This is a genomic window from Sandarakinorhabdus glacialis (genome assembly GCF_014643455.1).
Lineage (GTDB): Bacteria > Pseudomonadota > Alphaproteobacteria > Sphingomonadales > Sphingomonadaceae > Sandarakinorhabdus > Sandarakinorhabdus glacialis.
Map to the genome: position 1 here is coordinate 211920 of NZ_BMJM01000004.1, position 20064 is coordinate 231983.

15 protein-coding genes are annotated in these 20064 nt (G+C 66.0%); 4 read left to right on the plus strand and 11 right to left on the minus strand.

What is annotated here, in order from left to right; genetic code table 11:
• Window positions 1-13: 13 nt before the first annotated feature.
• From gyrB to IEW98_RS07645, 4 genes are all read right to left on the minus strand, one after another.
• Complete coding sequence (gyrB, locus tag IEW98_RS07630) at window positions 14-2428, minus strand: DNA topoisomerase (ATP-hydrolyzing) subunit B (RefSeq protein WP_188762332.1); 2415 nt, start codon at window positions 2426-2428, stop codon at window positions 14-16.
• Between the two features lie 111 nt (window positions 2429-2539).
• The gene (locus IEW98_RS07635) at window positions 2540-2749 is read right to left on the minus strand and encodes a hypothetical protein (RefSeq protein WP_188762333.1); all 210 of its coding nucleotides are present in this window, start codon (window positions 2747-2749) and stop codon (window positions 2540-2542) included.
• Between the two features lie 51 nt (window positions 2750-2800).
• Window positions 2801-3874, minus strand: coding sequence for a DNA replication/repair protein RecF (gene recF, locus IEW98_RS07640; RefSeq protein WP_188762334.1), 1074 nt, complete (start codon window positions 3872-3874; stop codon window positions 2801-2803).
• A gap of 23 nt (window positions 3875-3897) precedes the next feature.
• Window positions 3898-5481 (minus strand): cryptochrome/photolyase family protein, encoded by a 1584-nt coding sequence (locus tag IEW98_RS07645; protein ID WP_188762335.1) that lies wholly within the window; start codon window positions 5479-5481, stop codon window positions 3898-3900.
• Between the two features lie 541 nt (window positions 5482-6022).
• On the opposite strand from IEW98_RS07645, the gene IEW98_RS07650 reads away from it, so the two are divergent.
• Both IEW98_RS07650 and IEW98_RS07655 read left to right on the plus strand, forming a co-directional pair.
• Window positions 6023-6796 carry a helix-turn-helix transcriptional regulator gene (locus IEW98_RS07650; RefSeq protein WP_188762336.1) on the plus strand — a complete coding sequence of 258 codons (774 nt, stop codon included), beginning with the start codon at window positions 6023-6025 and terminating at the stop codon, window positions 6794-6796.
• A gap of 44 nt (window positions 6797-6840) precedes the next feature.
• Window positions 6841-7446 (plus strand): LolA family protein, encoded by a 606-nt coding sequence (locus IEW98_RS07655; protein WP_188762337.1) that lies wholly within the window; start codon window positions 6841-6843, stop codon window positions 7444-7446.
• Window positions 7447-7513: 67 nt separating this feature from the next.
• On the opposite strand, the gene IEW98_RS07660 is transcribed toward IEW98_RS07655, so the two are convergent.
• Window positions 7514-8659: an acyl-CoA dehydrogenase family protein gene (locus IEW98_RS07660; RefSeq protein WP_188762338.1), complete on the minus strand. Its 1146-nt coding sequence runs from the start codon at window positions 8657-8659 to the stop codon at window positions 7514-7516.
• A 96-nt stretch (window positions 8660-8755) separates the two neighbouring features.
• Between IEW98_RS07660 and IEW98_RS07665 the strand changes: the two genes are divergently transcribed.
• The gene (locus tag IEW98_RS07665; protein WP_188762339.1) at window positions 8756-10204 is read left to right on the plus strand and encodes an AMP nucleosidase; all 1449 of its coding nucleotides are present in this window, start codon (window positions 8756-8758) and stop codon (window positions 10202-10204) included.
• A 190-nt stretch (window positions 10205-10394) separates the two neighbouring features.
• Here IEW98_RS07665 and IEW98_RS07670 read toward each other — a convergent pair whose 3' ends face one another.
• The 5 genes from IEW98_RS07670 to IEW98_RS07690 all read right to left on the minus strand — a co-directional run bounded on the left by IEW98_RS07670 (window position 10395) and on the right by IEW98_RS07690 (window position 17146).
• On the minus strand, window positions 10395-11696 hold the full coding sequence (locus IEW98_RS07670; RefSeq protein ID WP_188762340.1) for a M24 family metallopeptidase: 1302 nt from the start codon (window positions 11694-11696) through the stop codon (window positions 10395-10397).
• A 272-nt stretch (window positions 11697-11968) separates the two neighbouring features.
• Window positions 11969-13267, minus strand: coding sequence for an N-succinylarginine dihydrolase (locus IEW98_RS07675; protein WP_188762341.1), 1299 nt, complete (start codon window positions 13265-13267; stop codon window positions 11969-11971).
• An 83-nt stretch (window positions 13268-13350) separates the two neighbouring features.
• Window positions 13351-14757 carry a succinylglutamate-semialdehyde dehydrogenase gene (gene astD / locus IEW98_RS07680; protein WP_188762342.1) on the minus strand — a complete coding sequence of 469 codons (1407 nt, stop codon included), beginning with the start codon at window positions 14755-14757 and terminating at the stop codon, window positions 13351-13353.
• A 107-nt stretch (window positions 14758-14864) separates the two neighbouring features.
• The gene (locus IEW98_RS07685; RefSeq protein WP_188762343.1) at window positions 14865-15905 is read right to left on the minus strand and encodes an arginine N-succinyltransferase; all 1041 of its coding nucleotides are present in this window, start codon (window positions 15903-15905) and stop codon (window positions 14865-14867) included.
• Window positions 15902-17146 carry a hydrolase gene (locus tag IEW98_RS07690; protein WP_188762344.1) on the minus strand — a complete coding sequence of 415 codons (1245 nt, stop codon included), beginning with the start codon at window positions 17144-17146 and terminating at the stop codon, window positions 15902-15904. The genes IEW98_RS07685 and IEW98_RS07690 overlap by 4 nt, the downstream gene beginning before the upstream one ends.
• Before the next feature lie 212 nt (window positions 17147-17358).
• Here IEW98_RS07690 and IEW98_RS07695 point away from each other — a divergent pair, with 212 nt between their 5' ends.
• Window positions 17359-18864: an amino acid permease gene (locus IEW98_RS07695; RefSeq protein ID WP_188762345.1), complete on the plus strand. Its 1506-nt coding sequence runs from the start codon at window positions 17359-17361 to the stop codon at window positions 18862-18864.
• A 110-nt stretch (window positions 18865-18974) separates the two neighbouring features.
• Here the strand turns inward: IEW98_RS07695 and IEW98_RS07700 are convergent, their stop codons facing one another.
• Complete coding sequence (locus IEW98_RS07700) at window positions 18975-19964, minus strand: adenosine kinase (protein WP_188762346.1); 990 nt, start codon at window positions 19962-19964, stop codon at window positions 18975-18977.
• Between the last annotated feature and the right edge of the window lie 100 nt (window positions 19965-20064).

Consider the following 20064-nt stretch of genomic DNA (forward strand, 5'->3'; position numbering starts at 1 on the left):
CTGGGAAGCGCCCTCAGACGTCGAGGTTGGCGACGTTGAGGGCGTTGTCCTGGATGAAGGCGCGGCGGGGTTCGACGACGTCGCCCATGAGCTTGGTGAAGATGTCGTCGGCAAGGTCGGCCTCGTCGGCGTCGACGCGGAGGAGGGTGCGGGCGGCGGGATCGAGGGTGGTTTCCCACAGCTGTTCGGCGTTCATTTCGCCGAGGCCCTTGTAGCGTTGGACGCTGAGGCCCTTGCGGCCTGAATCGAGGATCGCAGTGAGCAGGTCCGAGGGGCGGGTAATGCGGCGGTCGCCGAGCATGGCCGAGCCGATGTAGCTGTCGGCTTCCTGCATCGCCAGCGTGTGGAGGCGGGGTGCCTCGGGGGAGGCGAGGAACCCTGCATCGACGATGTGATGGTCGGCGACGCCGCGCCAGTCGCGGCGCAGGACATAGCCGCCTTCGATGCCGGGCTCGGCTTCCCAGACCGCGCGGTCGGTGTCGGCGGTGGTGAGCCATTTTGCGGTTGCGGTCGCTGCGGCTTTGGCGGCTGCGGCCGAGATGTTGGTCTCGAGGCCGCCGTTTAGGGCAAGTGCCTCGATGACGTGCGCCGGGTAGCGTTTGGGCACATAGTCCATCAGCGCGCGCAGCTTGCGGGCGTGGTCGACGACCGAGCGCAGGTCGCTGTCGGAGCGCGGGCCCGAGGGCGTCTGCAGGACAAGGCCGCCGAGGCCGGCGTCGATGAGGTAATCCTCGAGCGCCGGATTGTCCTTGAGATAGACTTCGGAACGGCCGCGGGCGACCTTGTAGAGCGGCGGCTGGGCGATGAAGAGATGGCCGTTTTTAATGAGCTCGGGCATCTGGCGGTAGAAGAAGGTCAGCAGTAGCGTGCGGATGTGCGCGCCATCGACATCGGCGTCGGTCATGATGACGATCTTGTGATAGCGCAGCTTTTCCAGCTTGAATTCGTCGCGGCCGATGCCGGTGCCGAGCGCCTGGATCATGGTGCCGATTTCGCGGCTCGACAGCATCCGGTCGAAACGGGCGCGCTCGACGTTGAGGATCTTGCCGCGCAGGGGCAGGATGGCCTGGAACTGCCGGTTGCGGCCCTGCTTGGCGCTGCCGCCGGCGGAATCGCCTTCGACGAGAAATAATTCGGACTTGGCCGGGTCGCGCTCCTGGCAGTCCGCCAGCTTGCCGGGCAGGCTGGCGATGTCGAGCGCGCCCTTGCGGCGGGTCAGGTCGCGGGCTTTCTTGGCGGCTTCGCGGGCGGCGGCGGCGTCGATGATCTTCGACATGATGGTGCGGGCGTGCTGGGGGTTTTCCTCGAGCCAGATCGCCAGCCGATCGGCGATCAGCGCCTCGAGCGGCTGGCGGACTTCGGACGAGACCAGCTTGTCCTTGGTCTGCGACGAGAATTTGGGATCGGGCAGCTTGACCGAGACGATGGCGGTCAGGCCCTCGCGCATGTCGTCGCCGGTCAGCGTGACCTTTTCCTTCTTCAGGACACCGCTGCTTTCGGCATAATTGTTGAGGGTGCGGGTCAGCGCGGCGCGGAAGGCTGCCATGTGGGTACCGCCGTCGCGCTGCGGGATGTTGTTGGTGAATGCCAGGACGTTTTCATAATAGCTGTCGTTCCATTCGAGCGCGACATCGATGCTGATGTCGCCGCTTTCGCCGTGGATCGCCACCGGTGCGGCGATCAGCGGAGTTTTCGACTTGTCGAGATACTGGACGAACGCGGCGATGCCGCCTTCGTAATAGAGCTCGACGGTCTGGCCCTCGGCATGCCGGCCGTCGGTCAGGTGGAGGCGGACGCCCGAGTTGAGGAAAGCGAGTTCGCGGAAGCGGTGCTCGAGCTTGGCGAAGTCGAATTCGATGATCTTGAAGGTGGCGGGGCTTGGCAGAAAGGTGACCATGGTGCCGCGCTTGCCCTCAGGGGCGGGTCCGGTGATTTTCAGCGGGGCTTCGGCGTCGCCGTTGCGAAAGCGCATCCAATGCTCCTGGCCGTCGCGCCAGATGGTCAGTTCGAGCCATTCGCTGAGGGCGTTGACGACCGAGACGCCGACGCCGTGGAGGCCGCCCGAGACCTTGTAGGCATTGGCGTCGGAGTTTTCGAACTTACCGCCGGCGTGGAGCTGGGTCATGATGACCTCGGCAGCGGAAACGCCTTCCTCGGTGTGGATTCCGGTGGGAATGCCGCGGCCATTGTCCGTGACGCTGACCGAGCCGTCGGGGTTGAGGACGATGTTGATCAGGTCGCAATAGCCGGCGAGCGATTCGTCGATGGCGTTGTCGCTGACTTCGAAGACCATGTGGTGTAGGCCCGAGCCGTCGTCGGTGTCGCCGATATACATGCCGGGACGCTTCCGAACAGCGTCGAGGCCGCGCAGCACCTTGATCGAATCGGCGTCGTAATCACCTGGCGCCTGGTTGGTTTCGTCGCTCAAGATATGGTCCTCTCGCTGCGGCAGGGTCGGCGCGCAGCATGCAGGACAGGCTATAGACTCTCGCGCGCACGCACGCGAGAGCTTGTTACAGATCGCGGTGCGGCCGCTGGATCAGTCGGGTGCGGGGGGCGTTAGGGGCGGCCTGGTCACGCCGTCATCGTGATCATCGTCGTTATCGTCGTCGTCACGATCGACGGTGTAGTCTTCGTCGGTCTCGTCCTCGGGAACGGACGGAATGTCTTCGGATTTGATACTGTCCGGATTGCCTGCGGCGGGGTTGCCCGCGAGGTCGGGGCCATCATCGTTCTTGGGATCGGGCATAGGGCTTGCTCCTTCGGTTATGGAACGAGCGGCGTGGTGCGTGGGTTCCGGTCAGTCGGAAGGCGCGGATTCGATGCGCAGGCGCGTAGCGTCGGGGCCGACGTCGGTGAAGAGCGCAGCGTCGGTGCCGGTCATCCAGACTTGCGAGCCGGTGGCGGCAAGGCGACTAAAAAGCGCGGCGCGGCGCCGAAAATCGAGGTGGGCGGCGATCTCGTCGAGCAGCAGAAGCGGCGGCTGGCCAGTGCGCTGCGCGACGAGTTCGGCATGGGCGAGGACTATGGCGATCAGCAGCGCCTTTTGCTCGCCGGTCGAACCGCGGGCGGCGGCTTCGCCCTTGCCGGCGTGGGTGACGAGCAGGTCGCTGCGGTGCGGGCCGATGAGGGCACGGCCGGCAGCGGCGTCGGCGCTGCGGCTACGGGCGAGAGCGGCGGCGAGATCGGCGGAGTCGCCGCCGCCGAGGGCAATCAGCGGGCGGGCGAAGACGGTGTCGCTTTCGACGGCGAGGCGGTCGGCGAGCGCGTCGACGGTTTCGGCGCGGGCGTCGGCGATGGCGGCGCCGTGCTCGGCCATGGCGGTTTCGAGCGCGGTGAGCCAGTGCGGATCGGCGGGCGCCTCGCCGGTCAGCAAGCGGGTGCGGGCGCGCATCGCGGCGTCGTAGCGGATCGATTCGCGGGCGTGGCCGGGGTGGAGGGCGAGCACCAGCCGGTCGAGGAAGCGCCGCCGCGCCGCCGGTGTGTCGGCGAAGATGCGGTCCATCGCGGGGGTAAGCCAGACCAGCGCCAGCCAGTCGCCAAGCGTTGCTGCGGTCGAGGTGGCGCCGTTGATGCGGACCTGGCGGCGCTCGGGGGCGGCGGCGACGGTGCCGGTGCCAATTTCGACGGGGCCGCCGGCGGCATCGAGGGTGGCGGCGACGGTCCAGCCGCCGGGGCCGCTGCTGCGCGCCGCGTCGGAGAGGGCGACACCGCGCAGGCCGCGACCGGGACCCAGCAGCGAGATTGCGTCGAGGATGTTGGTCTTGCCGGCGCCGTTTTCGCCGGTGATGACGATGGCGCCTGGGCCGGCGTCGATCGCCAGCGCGGCATGCGAACGAAAATCGGTCAGCGCGAGGCGGGTGACGGCGGGCATTGCGGCAGGTGTAGCGGCTCGCTTCAGCCGGCAACAGCCTGACTGTCTGCGGGCTGGTCGGCAACGGCCCAGCCGCGTGCGCCACCGGGCAGGCTGGCCATGAATGCGGCGGCCTGGCTTCGGATGGCGACCTGTTCGCCGGGGTCGAAGCGGTCCCAGCCGTTATACATGCGCCAAAGCCGCTGGTTGCCCTTGAGCTTGTCGCGGTGGCGAGCGAGGAAATCCCAATACAGACTGTTGAATGGGCAGGCGCCCGGCCCGGTGCGCTGCTTGACATTGTAGGCGCAGGGTTGGCAATAATCGGACATGCGGTTGATGTAGGCGCCGCCGCCGGCATAGGGTTTCGAGCCCATCAGGCCACCGTCGGCGAACTGGCTCATGCCGATCACGTTGGGGGCTTCGACCCATTCATAGGCGTCGTCGTAAACGACCAGATACCATTCATGGACCTGCGCCGGGTCGGCGCCGATGAGCATCGCGAAGTTGCCGAGGACCATCAGGCGCTGGATATGATGTGCATGGGCATTGCGCTTGGTGGCGCCGATCGACTGCTGCATGCAGTTCATGTCGGTGTCGCCGGTCCAGTAGAAATCGGGGAGATCGCGGACGGCGCTGAGGTGGTTGCGCTGCGTGTAGTCGCGGCCGGCGATCCAGTGGATGCCGCGGACATATTCGCGCCAGCCGAGGATCTGGCGGATGAAGCCTTCGGCGGCGTTGATCGGCACGTCGCCGGCGCGATAGGCGGTCTCGGCGGCACGGCAGACTTCCATCGGCAGCAGCAGGCCACAGTTGATCAGCGACGAGAGTTCGCTGTGGAAGAGATGGTCCTCGCCGCGGATCATGGCGTCCTGGAAGTCGCCGAAGTTGGACAGGCGATAGTCGATGAAATCGGCGAGGCATTCGAGCGCCTGGGCGCGGGTGACGGCGTGGGCGAAAGGCAGGAGATCGCCGAAATGGTCGCCGAAGCGGTCGGCGACGAGGGTGAGCACGTCTTGGGTAATGGCGTCGGGTTCGTAGGTCGGGAGCGGCGGATAGACCTGCGTCTTGCCGGGCGTCTTGCGGTTTTCGGCGTCGAAGTTCCAGCTGCCGCCGTCGGGGCCGCCGTTCGTCATCAACAGGCCGGTCTGCTGGCGCATGCCGCGGTAGAAATCCTCCATGACGACGCGCTTGCGGCGTTCGGCCCAGCCGGCGAATTCGGCGCGCGAGGTCAGGAAGCGGTCGTCGGGGAGGATGGTGCAGGGCAGGCCGGTGAGGTTGGTCCAATCGGCCTGGGCGTCGATGACGCGCCATTCGCCGGCCTCGGTAGTGACGATGCGACTGGCCTTGTGGCGTATAGCGGCGCGCGCGACTTCGGTGCTGAAGTTGTGGGTGTTGGCGGAATCGTCGAGCCGGATGTAATCGACGGTCCAGCCATTGGCACAGAGTTCATCGGCGAAGTGGCGCATTGCCGAGAACAGGAAGGCGATCTTTTTCTGGTGGTGGCGGACGTAGGTCGCCTCGGCGGTGACTTCCATGATCAGGATTACGGTGCCGCTACGGAGAACCGATTGCAGCGACGCGAGGCTGTGGCTCAGCTGATCGCCGAGAAGCGGGACGAGGATTGTCATGCGCCGGTTTCCGAGGCGGCACGAGGTCCGTCAACGCGCGCGATGTCGCGGGCGGGCGGACTGCGCCTCATTCGCCCCGATTCGCGGCCGTCGGCACGGCGATCCCGGAACGGCGGCCGAATCCAGCCCTCGAATCGATCAGTGGCGTCCGTTTCACGGTCTTGAACTGCGGCATGCTGTGTTCTGGCAACGGAAATCAACGGCTCTTGGCTGTACTGCAGGCGGACTGCGATGGCAAAACCTGCCCCGGCAGACGCCGCGGGCTTCAACGCCACACGCCTTCGATCAACAGGTTATCGCCAGGGACGCATCAACGCAGGCCATGGCTGGGTGCCGACCCGTCGGTTCATCGTGCGACGGACCGGTATGGACGCCATTGCCCGATCTCATCACAAATACTAGGGTACCATCGACCTGCGCAAATAGGATCCGCCAAGGAACCTGCCCGGCGTCAATTGTGAAACCATCCTCGGTCTCATCAATTCGATGCTGCGACGCCCACCAGAGGCGATGCCGGGATTTTTGACTGGGGAGAGTCGCGATGACCCTATCTGCCGACCTGGCTGCAGTTTCCGTCCACGAACTCGAAGACGTGCGTCCCGCTGCCGAAGCGCTCGCGGCCATCGCCGACCGACTGGCGGGGCTCCGTGTTGCGGTGTGCGATAATATCGCCTCAAAACACACGATGCTCGATGCCGAGGGCAATGTCCTCGCCGCCGAAGTCTTCGGCTGGGTTGGCGAGGACGAGCGCTGGTGGGCCGATACGCGGCTTGCGCTGTCGTCGCCGATCCCGCGTGCCTGCCGGTATGAATCGGAGCCGTTCTGGGTCAATGCGCATGGCTTTTACGCACGGCAGCCGAACCCGTATCTGGCGCAGATCAGCCTCGACCATTTCGAGAAGCGGGCGCTGACCAAGGCGGCCATCGTCGTGCCGATTCACCTTCCGTTCGGGCAGATCGGAACCGTTACCTTCAATTGCCGCGAGCGGCGGCGCGACGAGATGTCGGCGGAATATGCAGCGCATGCCGACCTGCTCGGGATCCTTTCGTATCGGTTCGTTGCCGGCTACACCAAGGCGCACCGGGTTCGCCAATGGCTGCCGGGTGATTGCCAGTTGACCAAGCGCGAAGTCGAGTGCCTGCGCTGGGCGTCGATCGGCAAGACTGACAAGGAGATCAGCCTGATTCTGTCGCGCAGCCATGCGACGGTGCGCTTCCATATCCAGAACGCCGGCGAAAAGCTCGACGCGGTCAATCGCAGCCAGACGATTTTCAAGGCGGCGCAGCTTGGTTACCTGGGGGCGGTGGCGGCCTGAGGTCGTTCATTGCGCCGTAACCGGTCGTGCGGCACAGGGTTGTGATGTTGATCAAACAGTCGTTTGCGTATGTCCTCGCCGTGGCCGGGGCGTTTCTGGCCTCTCAGGCGGGGGCGACGACGCTCGATGACGTGTCGGCGTCGCTGAAGGCCACGACCAGCCTGTCGGCGGATTTTACCCAGACGGGCGCCGATGGCAAGGTCAGCACCGGGCGGATGATCCTGGCGCGGCCGGGCAGGATCCGGTTTCAGTACGACAAGGCCAAGCTGCTGATCGTCGGCAATGGCAAGACGCTTACCTTTGTCGACTATGGCGTGAAGCAGGTGTCCCAATGGCCGGTGAAGTCGACGCCGCTGGGGATCTTGCTGTCGTCGGAGCCGGATTTGTCGGGCGTGGCGCGGATCATCGGCAGCGATGGGGCCGGCGTGGTGGTCGAGGCGCGTGATCCCAAGCGGCCCGAGTTCGGGACGCTGGAAATTGCCTTCAAGCGCAATGCGGCGGCGCCGGGCGGGCTGACGCTGGCCGGGTGGACGGCGCGCGATGCGCAGGGCGGGCGGAGCCAGGTGCTGCTCAGCGATGCGCGGTATAATGCCGATCTGTCGAAGGCGGATTTCGGGTTCAAGGATCCGCGGCGGCCCGTTACGCGGTAGTTAGCCAGAAGCAAGCAAGGGACCCTCCCCCGACCCCTCCCTTGAAGAAGGGAGGGGGGAAGGAAGATCAATTGGTGCTGCGGAGGAGTTCGCGCGCGGTGATCACCCGCATGATTTCGTTGGTGCCTTCGAGGATCTGGTGGACGCGGAGGTCGCGAAAGATGCGTTCGATCGGGAAGTCCATGAGGTAGCCGTAGCCGCCGAATAGCTGGAGGGCGCGGTCGGTGACGGCCATGCCGGTATCGGTGGCGAAGCGCTTGGCCATGGCGGCAAAGCGCGTCTTGTCGGGGGCGCCGGCACTGACTTTTGCGGCGGCCTGGTAGAGGAGCGCGCGGGCGGCGCTGAGTTCGGTGTCCATGTCGGCGAGCTTGAACTGGGTGGCCTGGAAATCGGCGATGGCCTTGCCGAACTGCATGCGCTCGCGGGTGTAGGCGATGGCTTCGTCGAGAGCGCGCTGGGCGCCGCCGAGGCTGCAGGCGCCTATGTTGAGGCGGCCGCCGTCGAGGCCGGCCATGGCGATGCTGAACCCCTGCCCTTCGGTGCCGACGAGGTTTTCGGCGGGGACGCGGACATTGTCGAAATTGACCTGGGCGGTGGGCTGTGAATGCCAGCCGAGCTTGCGTTCGGGGGCGCCGAAGCTGACGCCGGGCATGTCGCGCTCGATGACCAGGCAGGAGATGCCCTTGGGGCCGTCCTCGCCGGTGCGGACCATGGTAACATAGACTTCGTTGACGCCGCCGCCCGAGATGAAGGCCTTGGAACCGGAGACGAGATAGTCGTCGCCGTCACGCACGGCACGGGTCTTGAGCGCGGCGGCGTCGCTACCGGAGCCGGGTTCGGTCAGGCAATAGCTGGCGATGCTGTCCATGGTGACGAGCGACGGCAGGTACTTGGCGCGGACGGGTTCGGCGCCGAATGCGTCGATCATCCAGGCGGCCATGTTGTGGATCGAGATGAAGGCGCTGGTCGAGGGGCAGCCATAGGCCATGGCTTCCATGATGAGCGCGGCCTCGAGGCGGCCGAGGCCGATGCCGCCTGACTCCTCGCGGACGTAGATCGAGGCGAAGCCGAGCTCGGCGGCGGCCTTGATGGTGGGGCGGGGGAAGACGTGGTTGGCGTCCCATTCGGCAGCGAAAGGCGTGATGCGGTCGGCGGTGAAGCGGCGTGCGGCTTCCTGGATGGCGCGCTGGTCTTCGGTCAGTTCGAACTGCATGGGCTGGTGTCCAATGGCGTGATCGAGCGGTGGTAGCGGTTTTGGTCCGCACGACCAAGACTGGCATGATGGCGCGGGTTGGGGCATAGGCTTGCCATGTCAGAACAGCGCACTGCTTCCGAACTCGTCGACCAGCTGGTCCTCATCCATGCCGAATCGACCGCCGCGTTGAGGGCCGCGCTCAAATCCTATCTCGACGACGGCCTGGTTCCCGATGCTGCGGCGCGGGTTCGCGGCGATTGGGCTTACCCGGAATTGCGGCTGTCGTTTGCCGGCGGCGATGGCAACAAGCGGCCGATCCGCGCCTTTGCCCGGCTCAACCGGCCGGGCAATTATGTGACGACGATCACCCGGCCCGAGCTGTACCGGGCCTATCTGATCGAGCAGATCGAGTTGCTGCAGGCCGATTATGTCATTGAAATCACGACCGGCCGGTCGGAAGTCGAGATCCCTTATCCCTATGTGCTCGATGGTGCCGAGGGGCTGCGGCTCGATACGGCGGCGGCGTCGGAGCTGGCGCGGTGGTTCCCGACGACCGAGCTGGCGCAGATCGGCGACGAACTGGCCGATGGACTGTGGGACGATGCACTGTCGGACGACCGGCCGCTGGCGCTGTTCGATGGGCCGCGGACGGATTTCTCGCTGGCGCGGTTGAAGCATTACACCGGGACGGCGCCGGAGGATTTCCAGCACTATATCCTGCTGACCAACTATCATCGCTATGTCGATGAATTCGTTCGCTGGGGCTGCGGGCAACTCGGCGAGAACGGCTATGAGCGGCTGGCGTGCCCGGGGGGGCTTGATATCTTTGCGGCGGATCCTTCGCCCGAGCGCGCGGCAGCGGACGTGGCGTGGCGCAAGCACCAGATGCCGGCCTGGCACCTGACGGCGCCGGGGCGGATAGGGATTACGCTGGTCAACATCGGCGTCGGGCCGGCGAATGCCAAGACGATCTGCGACCACCTGGCGGTGCTGCGGCCCGAGGCGTGGTTGATGATCGGGCATTGCGGCGGGCTGCGGCCCTCGCAGGCGATCGGCGATTATGTGCTGGCGCATGCGTATCTGCGTGATGACCATGTGCTCGACGATGTGCTGCCGCCGGAGATCCCGATCCCGGCGCTTTCGGAGGTGCAGAAGGCGCTCCAGCAGGCGGCGGAATCGGTGACCGGGGCGGCAGGCGAGGCGTTGAAGCCGCGGTTGCGGACGGGGACCGTGGTGACGACGGACGACCGGAACTGGGAGCTGCGGTTTTCGCGGTCGGCGCTGCGGTTCAACCAGTCGCGGGCGGTGGCGGTGGATATGGAATCGGCGACGGTGGCGGCGCAGGGGTATCGGTTTCGGGTGCCGTATGGGACGCTGCTGTGCGTTTCGGACAAGCCGCTGCATGGGGAGATCAAGCTGCCCGGGCAGGCCAACCGCTTCTATGAAGGTGCTATTTCGGAGCATCTGCATATCGGGATCGAGGCGGTCAAGTTGCTGCGGGATGCGGGGCCCGGGTTGCATTCTCGGAAGCTGCGGGCGTTTGATGAGCCGCCTTTCAGATAGCGTCGATTTGCTCGTGCTGCGTTGCTTCTGCTGCCCTGTCGTCCCCTGCCCGACGGCTGGATGCCAGCCTTCGCTGGCATGACAGGGTGGGGTTGGGTTGGCTGCTACGTCGGCGGGGGGACACCCCCACCCGGGCCGGCAAGCGCCGTCTCTCGCCTCCCCCCTTAAGGGGGAGGACAAGAAGACGGGGTTATTCGCAGCTTGTGGTTGGGTTCATTTGGCGGCCGATGAGGTGGAATTTTGTCTGGCGGCCGTCGATGTATTGTACTGATTTACCGTCGAAAAAGGCGTCTTCCTCGAGTTTGAAGCCGACTTCCTGGTTGTTCCATTCGGGGACCTTGTGGCTGGCCTGGAGTTCGATCGACCAGGCGGTGTTGGGGCGCATGACATATTCGCCTTCGAGGCGGGGGGCCTGGTTGTCCCACATGCCGATGGGCGTGCCGGCGGCGTGGCCGTGATAGCCGAGCGGGTGGCTGTAGATGCTTGGTTCGAGGCCGGCGGCGATGGCCTTGGCGCGGGCGGCGGCGAGGACCTGGTTGCCGGTGGCGCCGACCTTGTAGGATGAGGTGAGGGCGTCCTGGACGCCGTTGGCAGCCGCAAGCCCGGCCTTCAAACCGGCGGGGGCGTCGGTTTCGCCGGGCTTGAGGACATAGCCCATGTGCTGGGTATCGGTGTTCAATCTCAGATACTTGATGCCGAAATCGGTCCAGAGCATGTCGCCGGGCTGGATGACCGTGTCGCCGTCGAGGGTGCTTTTGGTGCCGGCGCGGGAGATGCTGACCGAGGGTTGGAACCAGGTGGCGAGCTTGAGGCCGGCGATGCGTTCGCGGTACCACCAGACGACGTCGGCGGTGGTCGTCTTGCCCGGCGTTATGACCTTGGGCGAGAAGCCTTCGGCGATGATGGCGTGGGCGGTGCGGACGATCTGGGGGTAGACCGCCATTTCGGCGGGGGTGCGGGTTTCGAGCCACCCGATGGCGAGCTTGTCGGCGGGGACGATGCGCGTCTGATATTCGGCGGGGAGCGCGGTGAGGATGCCTTCGCGCTGGCTGGCAGTGAGGCCATCAGAGAAGGCCGACATGGCCGAGACGTTGAGGGCTATGCGTTTGGGATTACGCGCCTTTATGATGTCGGCGAGGGCCTTCCACTGGTCGGGCTGCTCCTCGGGATTCCACGCCGGGTCGAACAGGCCGGACAGGCCGTAGCGGCTGACGGTGAAGCGTTCGACAGCTTTGCCGGCGCCGGGATCGTAGAAGACCAGGATGGTGCGGCGGCGGGCGCTGAAGCTGGTGCCGTCGAGCATGGTGGCGACGACCGGGTCCTCGAGATATTCGCGGGCGACCATGACCCACATGTCGATCTGGTTTTCGCGCATCAGCGCCGGGACGATCGTATCAAGGCGTTGTTTAAGCCAGATATTCTCGAGAGCTGCACGATCGCGGAGGGGCATGATGACGGGAAATGCGGGGTCGGCGGGTTCGGTCTGGCACATTTGGGCGGCGTTTGCGGCGCTTGTCGCGAGAAGAAAAACGGTGAGCATGGTTTTTTGAAGTAGGTTTATCATTTCAGTTGCTTGACCCCAACAAGTTCAAAGTAACGCGAATTTGGGTGCGTTTATGAGAGCAAGGTGCCGGTTTGAGGAGGTTAAAGCAAGGGGCTGTGATGTCTAACCTATATGGTGTTATTTGTCAAGGGAAGGCGGGATCGTGAACCCCCACCCCGCTCGGCTGGGGCCGAGTCGCCCTCCCCGCAAGGGGGAGCGAGTTAGAGAGGGAGGGTCAGATGGGTGAGGAGGGCCTTTCTGGAAGCCCAGGCTTGTTCCCAGAGTTGCGGGTTGCCGAGGTCGCCGGGGGCGATTTCCTGGGGCCAATGGCGGGTGATCAGGGCTTCGAGGGCGTCGGCGCGGGCTTCGGAGAGAAGAAAGCGGGGGTCGATGGTGGCGGGGTCGGCGACGATCCGGAGGCGGAGGCAGGCGGGGCCGCCGCCGTTGCGCATGGATTCGCGCACTTCGACGAAATGGGCGGACTCTATGGGGGTGTCCTGGGCAAGGAGTCGGTCGATGTAAGCGTTTACGGGGGCGTTTTGCTGCGATTCACGGGGGAGTATCAGGGCCATTTCGGGGCTGTTCACGGAGACGAGCTGCGAATTGAACAGATAGGAGCCGATGGCGTTGGCGAGGCTGACCTCGGCGGCGGGAACTTCGATGTAGATTGCGCCGGGCATCAGGCGGGCGATGTCGGCCTTGAGGCGGTCGGGGTCGGCGAAGGCGTGTTCGTGGGCGAAGATGACGTGCTCGTTGGCGACGGCGACGACGTCGTTGTGAAAGGCACCGGCGTCGATGGCGGCCTGGCTTTGGGCGGCGAAGATCGTGCGGGCGGGATCGAGGCGGTGGCGGCGGGCGATGGCTTCGCTGGCGCGGCGGTTTTGGCGGGCGGGGAATTTTCCGGGTTGCTCGAAAGCGGCGCCAAGCGCGCCGGAGGCATCGCCGTAGATGAAGATTTCCAGGCCGGGGCGGCCGTGGGCGGGGGTCAGGCGCATGTGGTTGGCTGCGCCTTCGTCGCCGAAGGTGGCGGGCAGGGCCGGGTGGATGGTGAAGCTGTCGTGGGCGAAGGCGATGCGCAGCTGGGCTTCGGTGGCGGGGGCTTCGAGGCTGCGGTGGGTCATGCGCGACAGGTTGGCGACGGAGATGTGGGTGCGGTCGTCGGCTGTGTCGGCGGCGGGGGAAACCGTGGCGGCGTTGGCGGTCCACATCGAGGAGGCGGAACAGGCGTGGGCGAACAGGCGCGGGTCGGCGGTGTGGGCGGCGGCGCAGATTTGCGGACCTGTTCCGGTGAAGCCGAGTTGGCGGAGCCAGCGCGTGTCGGGGCGGTCGAGGGGGAGGAGGAGGCCTTGGGTGAGGCCGAGGGAGAGGGCGAAGCGCATTTTGGCGAGGCCCTGGAGGGCGGCGTCGCGGGGGCGCGAGATGGCGTTTGCGTTCGAGGCGCTGGCGAGGTTGCCGAAGCTGAGCGCGGCGTAGTTGTGGGTGGGGCCGATGAGGCCGTCGAAGTTGATTTCGCGGATCATGGGGCTTGGTCCGGGGCTAGAAGAGAAGGAAGGAAGGGACCCGCCCCCGACCCCTCCCTAGAAGGAGGGAGGGGGGAAGGAAGTTAGGGAGTTAGGCCTGTCGGGATCGTTGCGTCCAGGGTGTTGGCTTCGAGGCTGGCGACGGGCCAGGCGGTGTAGTCGGCGGCGTAATAGGCGCTGGGGCGGTGATTGCCGCTAAGGCCGATGCCGCCGAAGGGGGCGTTCGAGGCGGCGCCGTTGGTGGGACGGTTCCAGTTGACGATGCCGGCGCGGCTGGCGGACCAGAAACTGTCGTAAAGCGCCTGGTCGCCGCCGATGAGGGAGGCGGAGAGGCCGAATCGCGTGTTGTTGGCGGCGGCGATGGCGCTGTCCCAATCGGCGACGCGGGTTAGCTGCAGGATCGGCCCAAAAAGCTCGGAATCGGCGATGCCGGCGACGCCGGTTACGTCGAAGAGGGCGGGGAGGAGGAAGGGGCGGTCGGGGTCGCGGCGGGTAAGCGGACGGATGGTTTTTGCGCCGCGCGACAGCAGGGCCTCGGCGCCGAGGACGAGGTTGTCGGCGGCGCGGTTAGCGATGACCGGGCCCATGAAGGGCTGGGGGTCGTCGAAGGGCACGCCGACGATGATGCGGTCGATGAGGGCGGTGACGCGATCGAGAAGGGCGGCTGCGGCGCCTTCCTTGACGATCAGGCGGCGGGCGCAGGTGCAGCGTTGGCCCGACGACAGGTAGGCGGATTGGACGATGATGGCGGCGACGGCGTCGAGGGTCTGGGGGTCGGTGTCCCAGACGATGAGGGGATTGTTGCCGCCCATTTCGAGGGCGAGGATCTTGCCCGGGGTTTCGGCGAACTGGCGCGAGAGGGCGTGGCCGACGGTGGCGGAGCCGGTGAATAGCAGGCCGTCGATGTCGGCGGCGGCGAGGGCGCGGCCGGTTTCGCCTGCCCCGTGGACGATGTTGAGGACGCCGTCCGGGAGGCCGGCGGCGGTCCAGCAATCGGCCATGAAATCGGCGACGGCGGGGGTGAGCTCGCTGGGCTTGAAGACGATGGTGTTGCCGGCGAGCAGGGCGGGGACGATGTGGCCGTTGGGGAGATGGGCGGGGAAATTATACGGCCCGAGGACGGCGAGGACGCCGTGGGGCTTGTGGCGGAGGACCTGGCGGACGCCGGCGACTTCGCCGGTGCGCGAGCCGGCGCGTTCGGCTTGGGCGGTGATCGAGATGTCGACCTTGGCGGCGGTGCTGGCGACTTCGGTGCGGGTTTCCCAGAGCGGTTTGCCGGTTTCGCGGGCGATGAGGTTGGCGAAAGCTTCGGCGCGCTCGGTGACGATCGATTTGTAGGTGCGGGCGATGGTGATGCGGGAGTCGAGGGGGGCTAGCGCCCAGTTGGGGAGGGCTTTGCGGGCGCGGGCGACGGCGGCGGGGACGTCGCCGGGGGCGCCTTGCCAGATTGTCTCGCCGGTGGCGGGGTTTTGGGATTCAAGGATGGGCATTGTTCGGTCTCATTGGGGTTTGGGAATTAGAAGGAAGAAGGAAGGCACCCGCCCCCGACCCCTCCCTAGAAGTAGGGAGGGGGGAAGTAAGCACCCCTACCGAAAAGTTAGAGGCTGACATGGCGGATCTCGTTGCCGATGGTGACGGCCATGGTTTCGGCTTCGCGAGTGGGGAGGGTGCAGGTGGCGGGGCCTGTGCCGGGGGCGATGTGGCCGATCCAGGCGCGGAATTCGGTAAGTTGGCCGGCGGCGATGAGGGCGGGGGCGAATTCCTGGCCCTCGGGGGTCGGGCCGGTTTCGCAGAGGCGGGTGACCGTCGCCGCGCGCGAATCGCGGACGCTGCGGAGCTGGTCGGTGCGCGCGGTGACGGTGGGGCCGCCATCGAAGATATCGACGTAGTTGTCGTAGGTGAAGCCCTCCGCCTCGAGCATGGCAAGGGCGCCGCGGCCGCAGGCATGGGGTTGGCCGATGACGGCGCGGGCGCTGTCGGGGAGCAAGGCCGTGTAGATCGGCTGGGTCGGCATCAGGTCGGCGATGAACTGGCTGCCATGGACGGCGTTGAAGCTGTCGGCCTCGGGGAAGGTCATGCCGAAGAACTTGCGGCCGAGCGCATCCCAGAACGGCGAGTTGCCGTCGTCGTCGAGGACGCCGCGGAGCTCGGCGAGCATCTTGTTGCCGAAGCGGGCGCGGTGGCCGGCGATGAACAGATAGCGCGAGCGGGAGAGCAGGCGACCGAGGCCGCCGGCGCGCAGATCCGGGTGGAGGAAGAGGCCGCCGACTTCGCTGGCGCCGTCGTGATCGGAAACCAGGCTGAGATACGGCATGGCGAAAGTGCGGCCGAGTTCGCGCGAGCTCTGGCTGAGGGTGCCGAGCTTGTAGCTGTAGAAGGGCCAGCGCGCGCCGATGCGGCTGAAGACCATGCCGCAGCCGGCGATCCGTTGCGTCGAGGTTTGCTCGAGGATGAGGATGTAGAGCTCGTCGTCGGGGGCTTCCTCGAGCCGGGCGAAGCTGGCTTCGGACTTGGCGAGGCGCGCGGCGAGGCTGTCGCGGTCGGCGGGAAGGTTGGTGAAGCCGCCGCCGGTGAGTTTGGCGAGATCGAGCAAAGCATCGATGTCGGCGGTGCGCGCGGCGCGGACTTGCCAGGTCATCGGACCCATCCGGATTGGGCGACACGCATGAGGATGAGGGCCGATAGTTGCGCGCGTTCGATGAGCGAATCAGCGCAGAGGAATTCCTGGGGGGAATGGATGGCGCCGCCGCGGGGGCCGAGGGTGTCGACGACCGCGAGGCCGGTGGCGGCGAGGTTGTTGCCGTCGCAGACGCCGCCGGTGTCGCGCCAGGCGATGGGCAGGCCGATGGCGGCGCCGCAAGTCCGGACGAGATCGAACAGGCGTTGCTGGTTGGCGTCGAGGGGTTTGGGCGGGCGGGCGAAGCTGCCGTGGATGTGGATGGCGACGTCGTGGGTGGCGGCTATTTCGGCGGCGAGCGTGTCGATGGCGGCGGCGGCGCGGGCCTGGGCGACGGGGTTCGACGGGCGCATGTTCCAGCGGAGCACGGCACTGTCGGGGACGATGTTGTTGGGGCCGCCGCCGTCGATCTTTGCCGGATTGACGCTGAGGTCGTCGGCGGTGAGGGCTTTCAGGCGCAAGGCGAGGTCGGCGGCGGCGAGAATGGCGTTGCGGCCTTTTTCGGGCTCGCGGCCGGCGTGGGCGGCGCGGCCGGTGACGATTGCGGAGAAATTGCCCGAGCCTTTGCGCGCGCCGGCGAGGGTGCCGTCGGGGAGGGCGGGTTCGTAGGTGAGGCCGAGGTGGCAGCGATTGGCGGCTTCGATGAGCAGCGGCGCGGAGCCGGGGGAGGAGACTTCCTCGTCGCTGACGATGACGATTTCCCAGCCGAGGAGGGGAGCGAAGGGCGAGGCTTCGAACGCGGATAGCGCGGCGAGCATGACGGCGAGACCGCCCTTCATGTCGGCGGTGCCGGGACCGTTCAAGGTGTCTGCGCCCAGCCATTGGCTGGTTTGGAAGGGGTGGTCGGCGGCGAAGACGGTGTCCATGTGGCCGGTGAGCAGGACGCGGACGGGGGCTTGGGAGCGCTTGGTGATGTGGAGGTTCTGGCCGTGGAGGAGCGGGCGTTCGGTGCCGGCGGTGTCGATGGCGGTTGCGGGGGCGGGATCGCGCAGGGTGGCGGTGCCGCCGAGGGGGGCGAAGGCGGCGAGGAGCTGGTCGGCGACGGCGACGAGGCCGGGGAGGTTGCGGCTGCCGCTGTTGATTGTGGACCAGGCCTCGACCTGGGCGAGCATGGTTTCGCGGTGGTGGGCGAGGCTGGCGACAGCCGCGGTCTCGCTGTCGCTGAGCGTGTTGCGGCTGGAAAGGACATCAAGCTGGGACACCGGGATGGCATAGCCGATGGGGCGCGAGGTCGCCAGCTGCAATGTGATTCAACGAACATCAGACATGCCATGTGATATATGAAACGCGAAAGCATGGTTTCGATACGCCGCATCACGGCTTGACCGCGGCGCGAAGTCCTGCCCTATGTTTAACAACAGGAACGGCCGTGACAGGGCGAACGCCCGCATGCGCCAACCGAAGGGGAAGTTTTTTGGCCAATTGGCGGATCAAGTCGCTCGATACGATTCTGGCGACGGCGGAGAAGAAACCACTGACCCGGTCGCTGGGGGCGTTTCAGCTGACCATGCTCGGCATCGGCGGCACTATCGGTACCGGCATCTTCGTCCTGACCGCCAGTGCCGCGACCAAGGCCGGTCCGGCGATGATGATCAGCTTTGCGATCGCCGGTTTCGTCTGTTTCCTGACCGCGCTGGCTTATGCCGAATTATGCGCGATGATCCCGGTTTCGGGGTCGGCCTATACTTTTACCTATGCCACATTCGGTGAAATCCTCGCCTGGATCGTCGGCTGGGCGTTGGTGCTCGAATATGCCATCGCCGCGAGTGCGGTCGCGGTGGGCTGGTCGGGCTATATGGTCGGCCTGGCGGAGCGCTTCCTGGGGGCGAATATCCCCGACGTGCTGGTTCATGGCCCATTCGACAAGGACCCGGGGCTGGTCAATTTGCCGGCGATGTTCATCGCGCTGGCGATGGCAGCGTTGCTGATCGTCGGGACCAAGGAAAGCGCGCGTTTCAACGCAGTGCTGGTGATGATCAAGATCGCGGCGCTGTTGATGTTCCTGGTGCTGGCAATGCCCGAGATGAACTTCGCGAATTTCTCGCCGTTCATGCCGCGCGGGTTCTTTGCGCACGAGATCGTCGATCCGCACAATGCCAAGCTGATGATCTCGGTGGGCGTGTCGGCGGCGGCGGCGACGATCTTTTTCGCCTTTGTCGGCTTCGATGCCGTGTCGACCGCAGCGGAGGAGACGATCAATCCGAACCGCAACATCCCGATCGGACTGATCGGCGCGCTGGGCGTATCGACCGTATTGTACATGCTGGTGGCGGCGGCGGCGACGGGTTCGGTCGGCGCCGACCCCATGGGCAATCTGGCGCGGTCGAACGAGGCGCTTGCCTATGTGCTGCAGGAGATCGGCTATGGCTGGGGCGGCAATCTGCTGGCGATCGCTGCGGGGCTGGCGCTGCCGTCGGTGATCCTGACGTTGATGTACGGCCAGACGCGCATCTTTTTCGTCATGGCGCGCGACGGCCTCCTGCCGCCGGTGCTGTCGAGGATCCATCCCAAATTCCAGACGCCGCATGTCATCACGGCGTTGACCGGGGGCTTCGTGGCGGTGTTCGCATCGTTCTTCCCGGTGGAATCGCTGGCGGAGATTTCCAATTCGGGCACGCTGCTGGCCTTTATGATGGTCGCGATCGGCGTCCTTGTGTTGCGTCGCCGCGATCCCGATCGCAATCGGCCGTTCCGCACGCCCGTGGTATGGGTCACGGCGCCGCTGGCAGCCGCGGGCTGTGCCTTCCTGTTCTTCTCTTTGTCAAACTATACGCTGATGCTCTTCGTCGGCTGGGTGATCATCGGGCTGGTGATTTATTTCAGCTACAGCCGCAGTCGTAGCCATCAGGGGCGCGGCTTGACCGAAGTTCATGAACTCGATGACGACGTGCCGACGCCGCCGGCACAACCGCTGGTTTGAGGCGGACGTAAAAAAGGGAGTGACTGCAGGATTTGCAGTCACTCCCTTTTTTTGTCGACGGCGGGACCCTCCCCCGACCCCTCCCTTGAAAAAGGGAGGGAGGAAGATGTTCAGCCGAGGCGGGCTTTTACCAGCGCCTTGAGGTCGGCTTCGGGACGGGCGCCGTAGTGGGTGATGACTTCGGCGGCGGTGATGCAGCCGACGCGGGCGCAATCGGGGAGCGAGCGGCCTTCGACGAGGGCGGCCATGAAGCCGCCGGCGAACATGTCGCCGGCGCCGGTGGAATCGACGACCTTGGCGACTTTTTCGCCCGAGATGACGTGGCGGTTGCCGCCTTCGAGGACGATGGCGCCTTCGCTCGAGCGGGTGATGACGGCAATGGCCGTGTGCTTGGCGAGCTCGGCCATGGCTTCTTCGAGGTTTTTCGTCTGGTAGAGCGCGCAGACTTCGTGCTCGTTGCCGAACATCAGGTCGACGTGGCTGGCAAGCAGCTCCTGGAAATCCGCGCGGTGACCTTCGACGCAGAAGACGTCGGAGAGGGTGAAGGCGACCTTGCGATTGTTGGCGCGGGCGACGGCGATGGCCTTTTTCATCGCGGCGCGCGGCACCAGTGGATCCCAGAGATAGCCTTCGAGGTAGAGGATCTCGCTGGCGGCGACGCTGTCGGCGTCGAGATCGGCTTCGCTGAGTTCCTGGCAGGCGCCGAGATAGGTGTTCATCGTGCGGTCGCCATCGGGGGTGACGACGATCAGGCAGCGGCCGGTGGGGGCGCCGCCGGTCGAGGCAGCGGTGGTGTAGGAGACGCCCGAAGCGCGGATGTCATGGGCGAAGACGGCGCCGAGCTGGTCGTCGGCGACGCGGCCGACGAAGGCCGGGCGGGCGCCGAGGGCGGCCATGCCGGCAACGGTGTTGGCGGCCGAGCCGCCGCTGATCTCGCGGCCCGAACCCATTGCGGCGTAGAGGGTCTCGGCTTCGTCCGCGGGAATCAGGCGCATCGAACCTTTGGCGATACAGCGTTCCGACAGGAATTCCGGCGGTGCGGTGGTGATGACATCGACGAGCGCGTTGCCGATGGCGATGACATGATTTCGGGCGGTCATTTGGCAGCCTTGGTTGGTTGGACGCGGTGTTTCTAGTCGCAACATCGCACCGCGTCATCCCCTTCGGCGGCTTGGGACGGCTTGCCCGCGTGCGGTGAGC

Bases quoted from the DNA above. Each gene is read 5' to 3' on its own strand.
- IEW98_RS07635 (WP_188762333.1), bottom strand. From the start codon at position 2,749: ATGCCCGATCCCAAGAACGATGATGGCCCCGACCTCGCGGGCAACCCC.
- recF (WP_188762334.1), bottom strand. From the start codon at position 3,874: ATGCCCGCCGTCACCCGCCTCGCGCTGACCGATTTTCGTTCGCATGCC.
- IEW98_RS07645 (WP_188762335.1), bottom strand. From the start codon at position 5,481: ATGACAATCCTCGTCCCGCTTCTCGGCGATCAGCTGAGCCACAGCCTC.
- IEW98_RS07650 (WP_188762336.1), top strand. From the start codon at position 6,023: ATGACCCTATCTGCCGACCTGGCTGCAGTTTCCGTCCACGAACTCGAA.
- IEW98_RS07655 (WP_188762337.1), top strand. From the start codon at position 6,841: ATGTTGATCAAACAGTCGTTTGCGTATGTCCTCGCCGTGGCCGGGGCG.
- IEW98_RS07660 (WP_188762338.1), bottom strand. From the start codon at position 8,659: ATGCAGTTCGAACTGACCGAAGACCAGCGCGCCATCCAGGAAGCCGCA.
- IEW98_RS07665 (WP_188762339.1), top strand. From the start codon at position 8,756: ATGTCAGAACAGCGCACTGCTTCCGAACTCGTCGACCAGCTGGTCCTC.
- IEW98_RS07670 (WP_188762340.1), bottom strand. From the start codon at position 11,696: ATGTGCCAGACCGAACCCGCCGACCCCGCATTTCCCGTCATCATGCCC.
- IEW98_RS07675 (WP_188762341.1), bottom strand. From the start codon at position 13,267: ATGATCCGCGAAATCAACTTCGACGGCCTCATCGGCCCCACCCACAAC.
- astD (WP_188762342.1), bottom strand. From the start codon at position 14,757: ATGCCCATCCTTGAATCCCAAAACCCCGCCACCGGCGAGACAATCTGG.
- IEW98_RS07685 (WP_188762343.1), bottom strand. From the start codon at position 15,905: ATGACCTGGCAAGTCCGCGCCGCGCGCACCGCCGACATCGATGCTTTG.
- IEW98_RS07700 (WP_188762346.1), bottom strand. From the start codon at position 19,964: ATGACCGCCCGAAATCATGTCATCGCCATCGGCAACGCGCTCGTCGAT.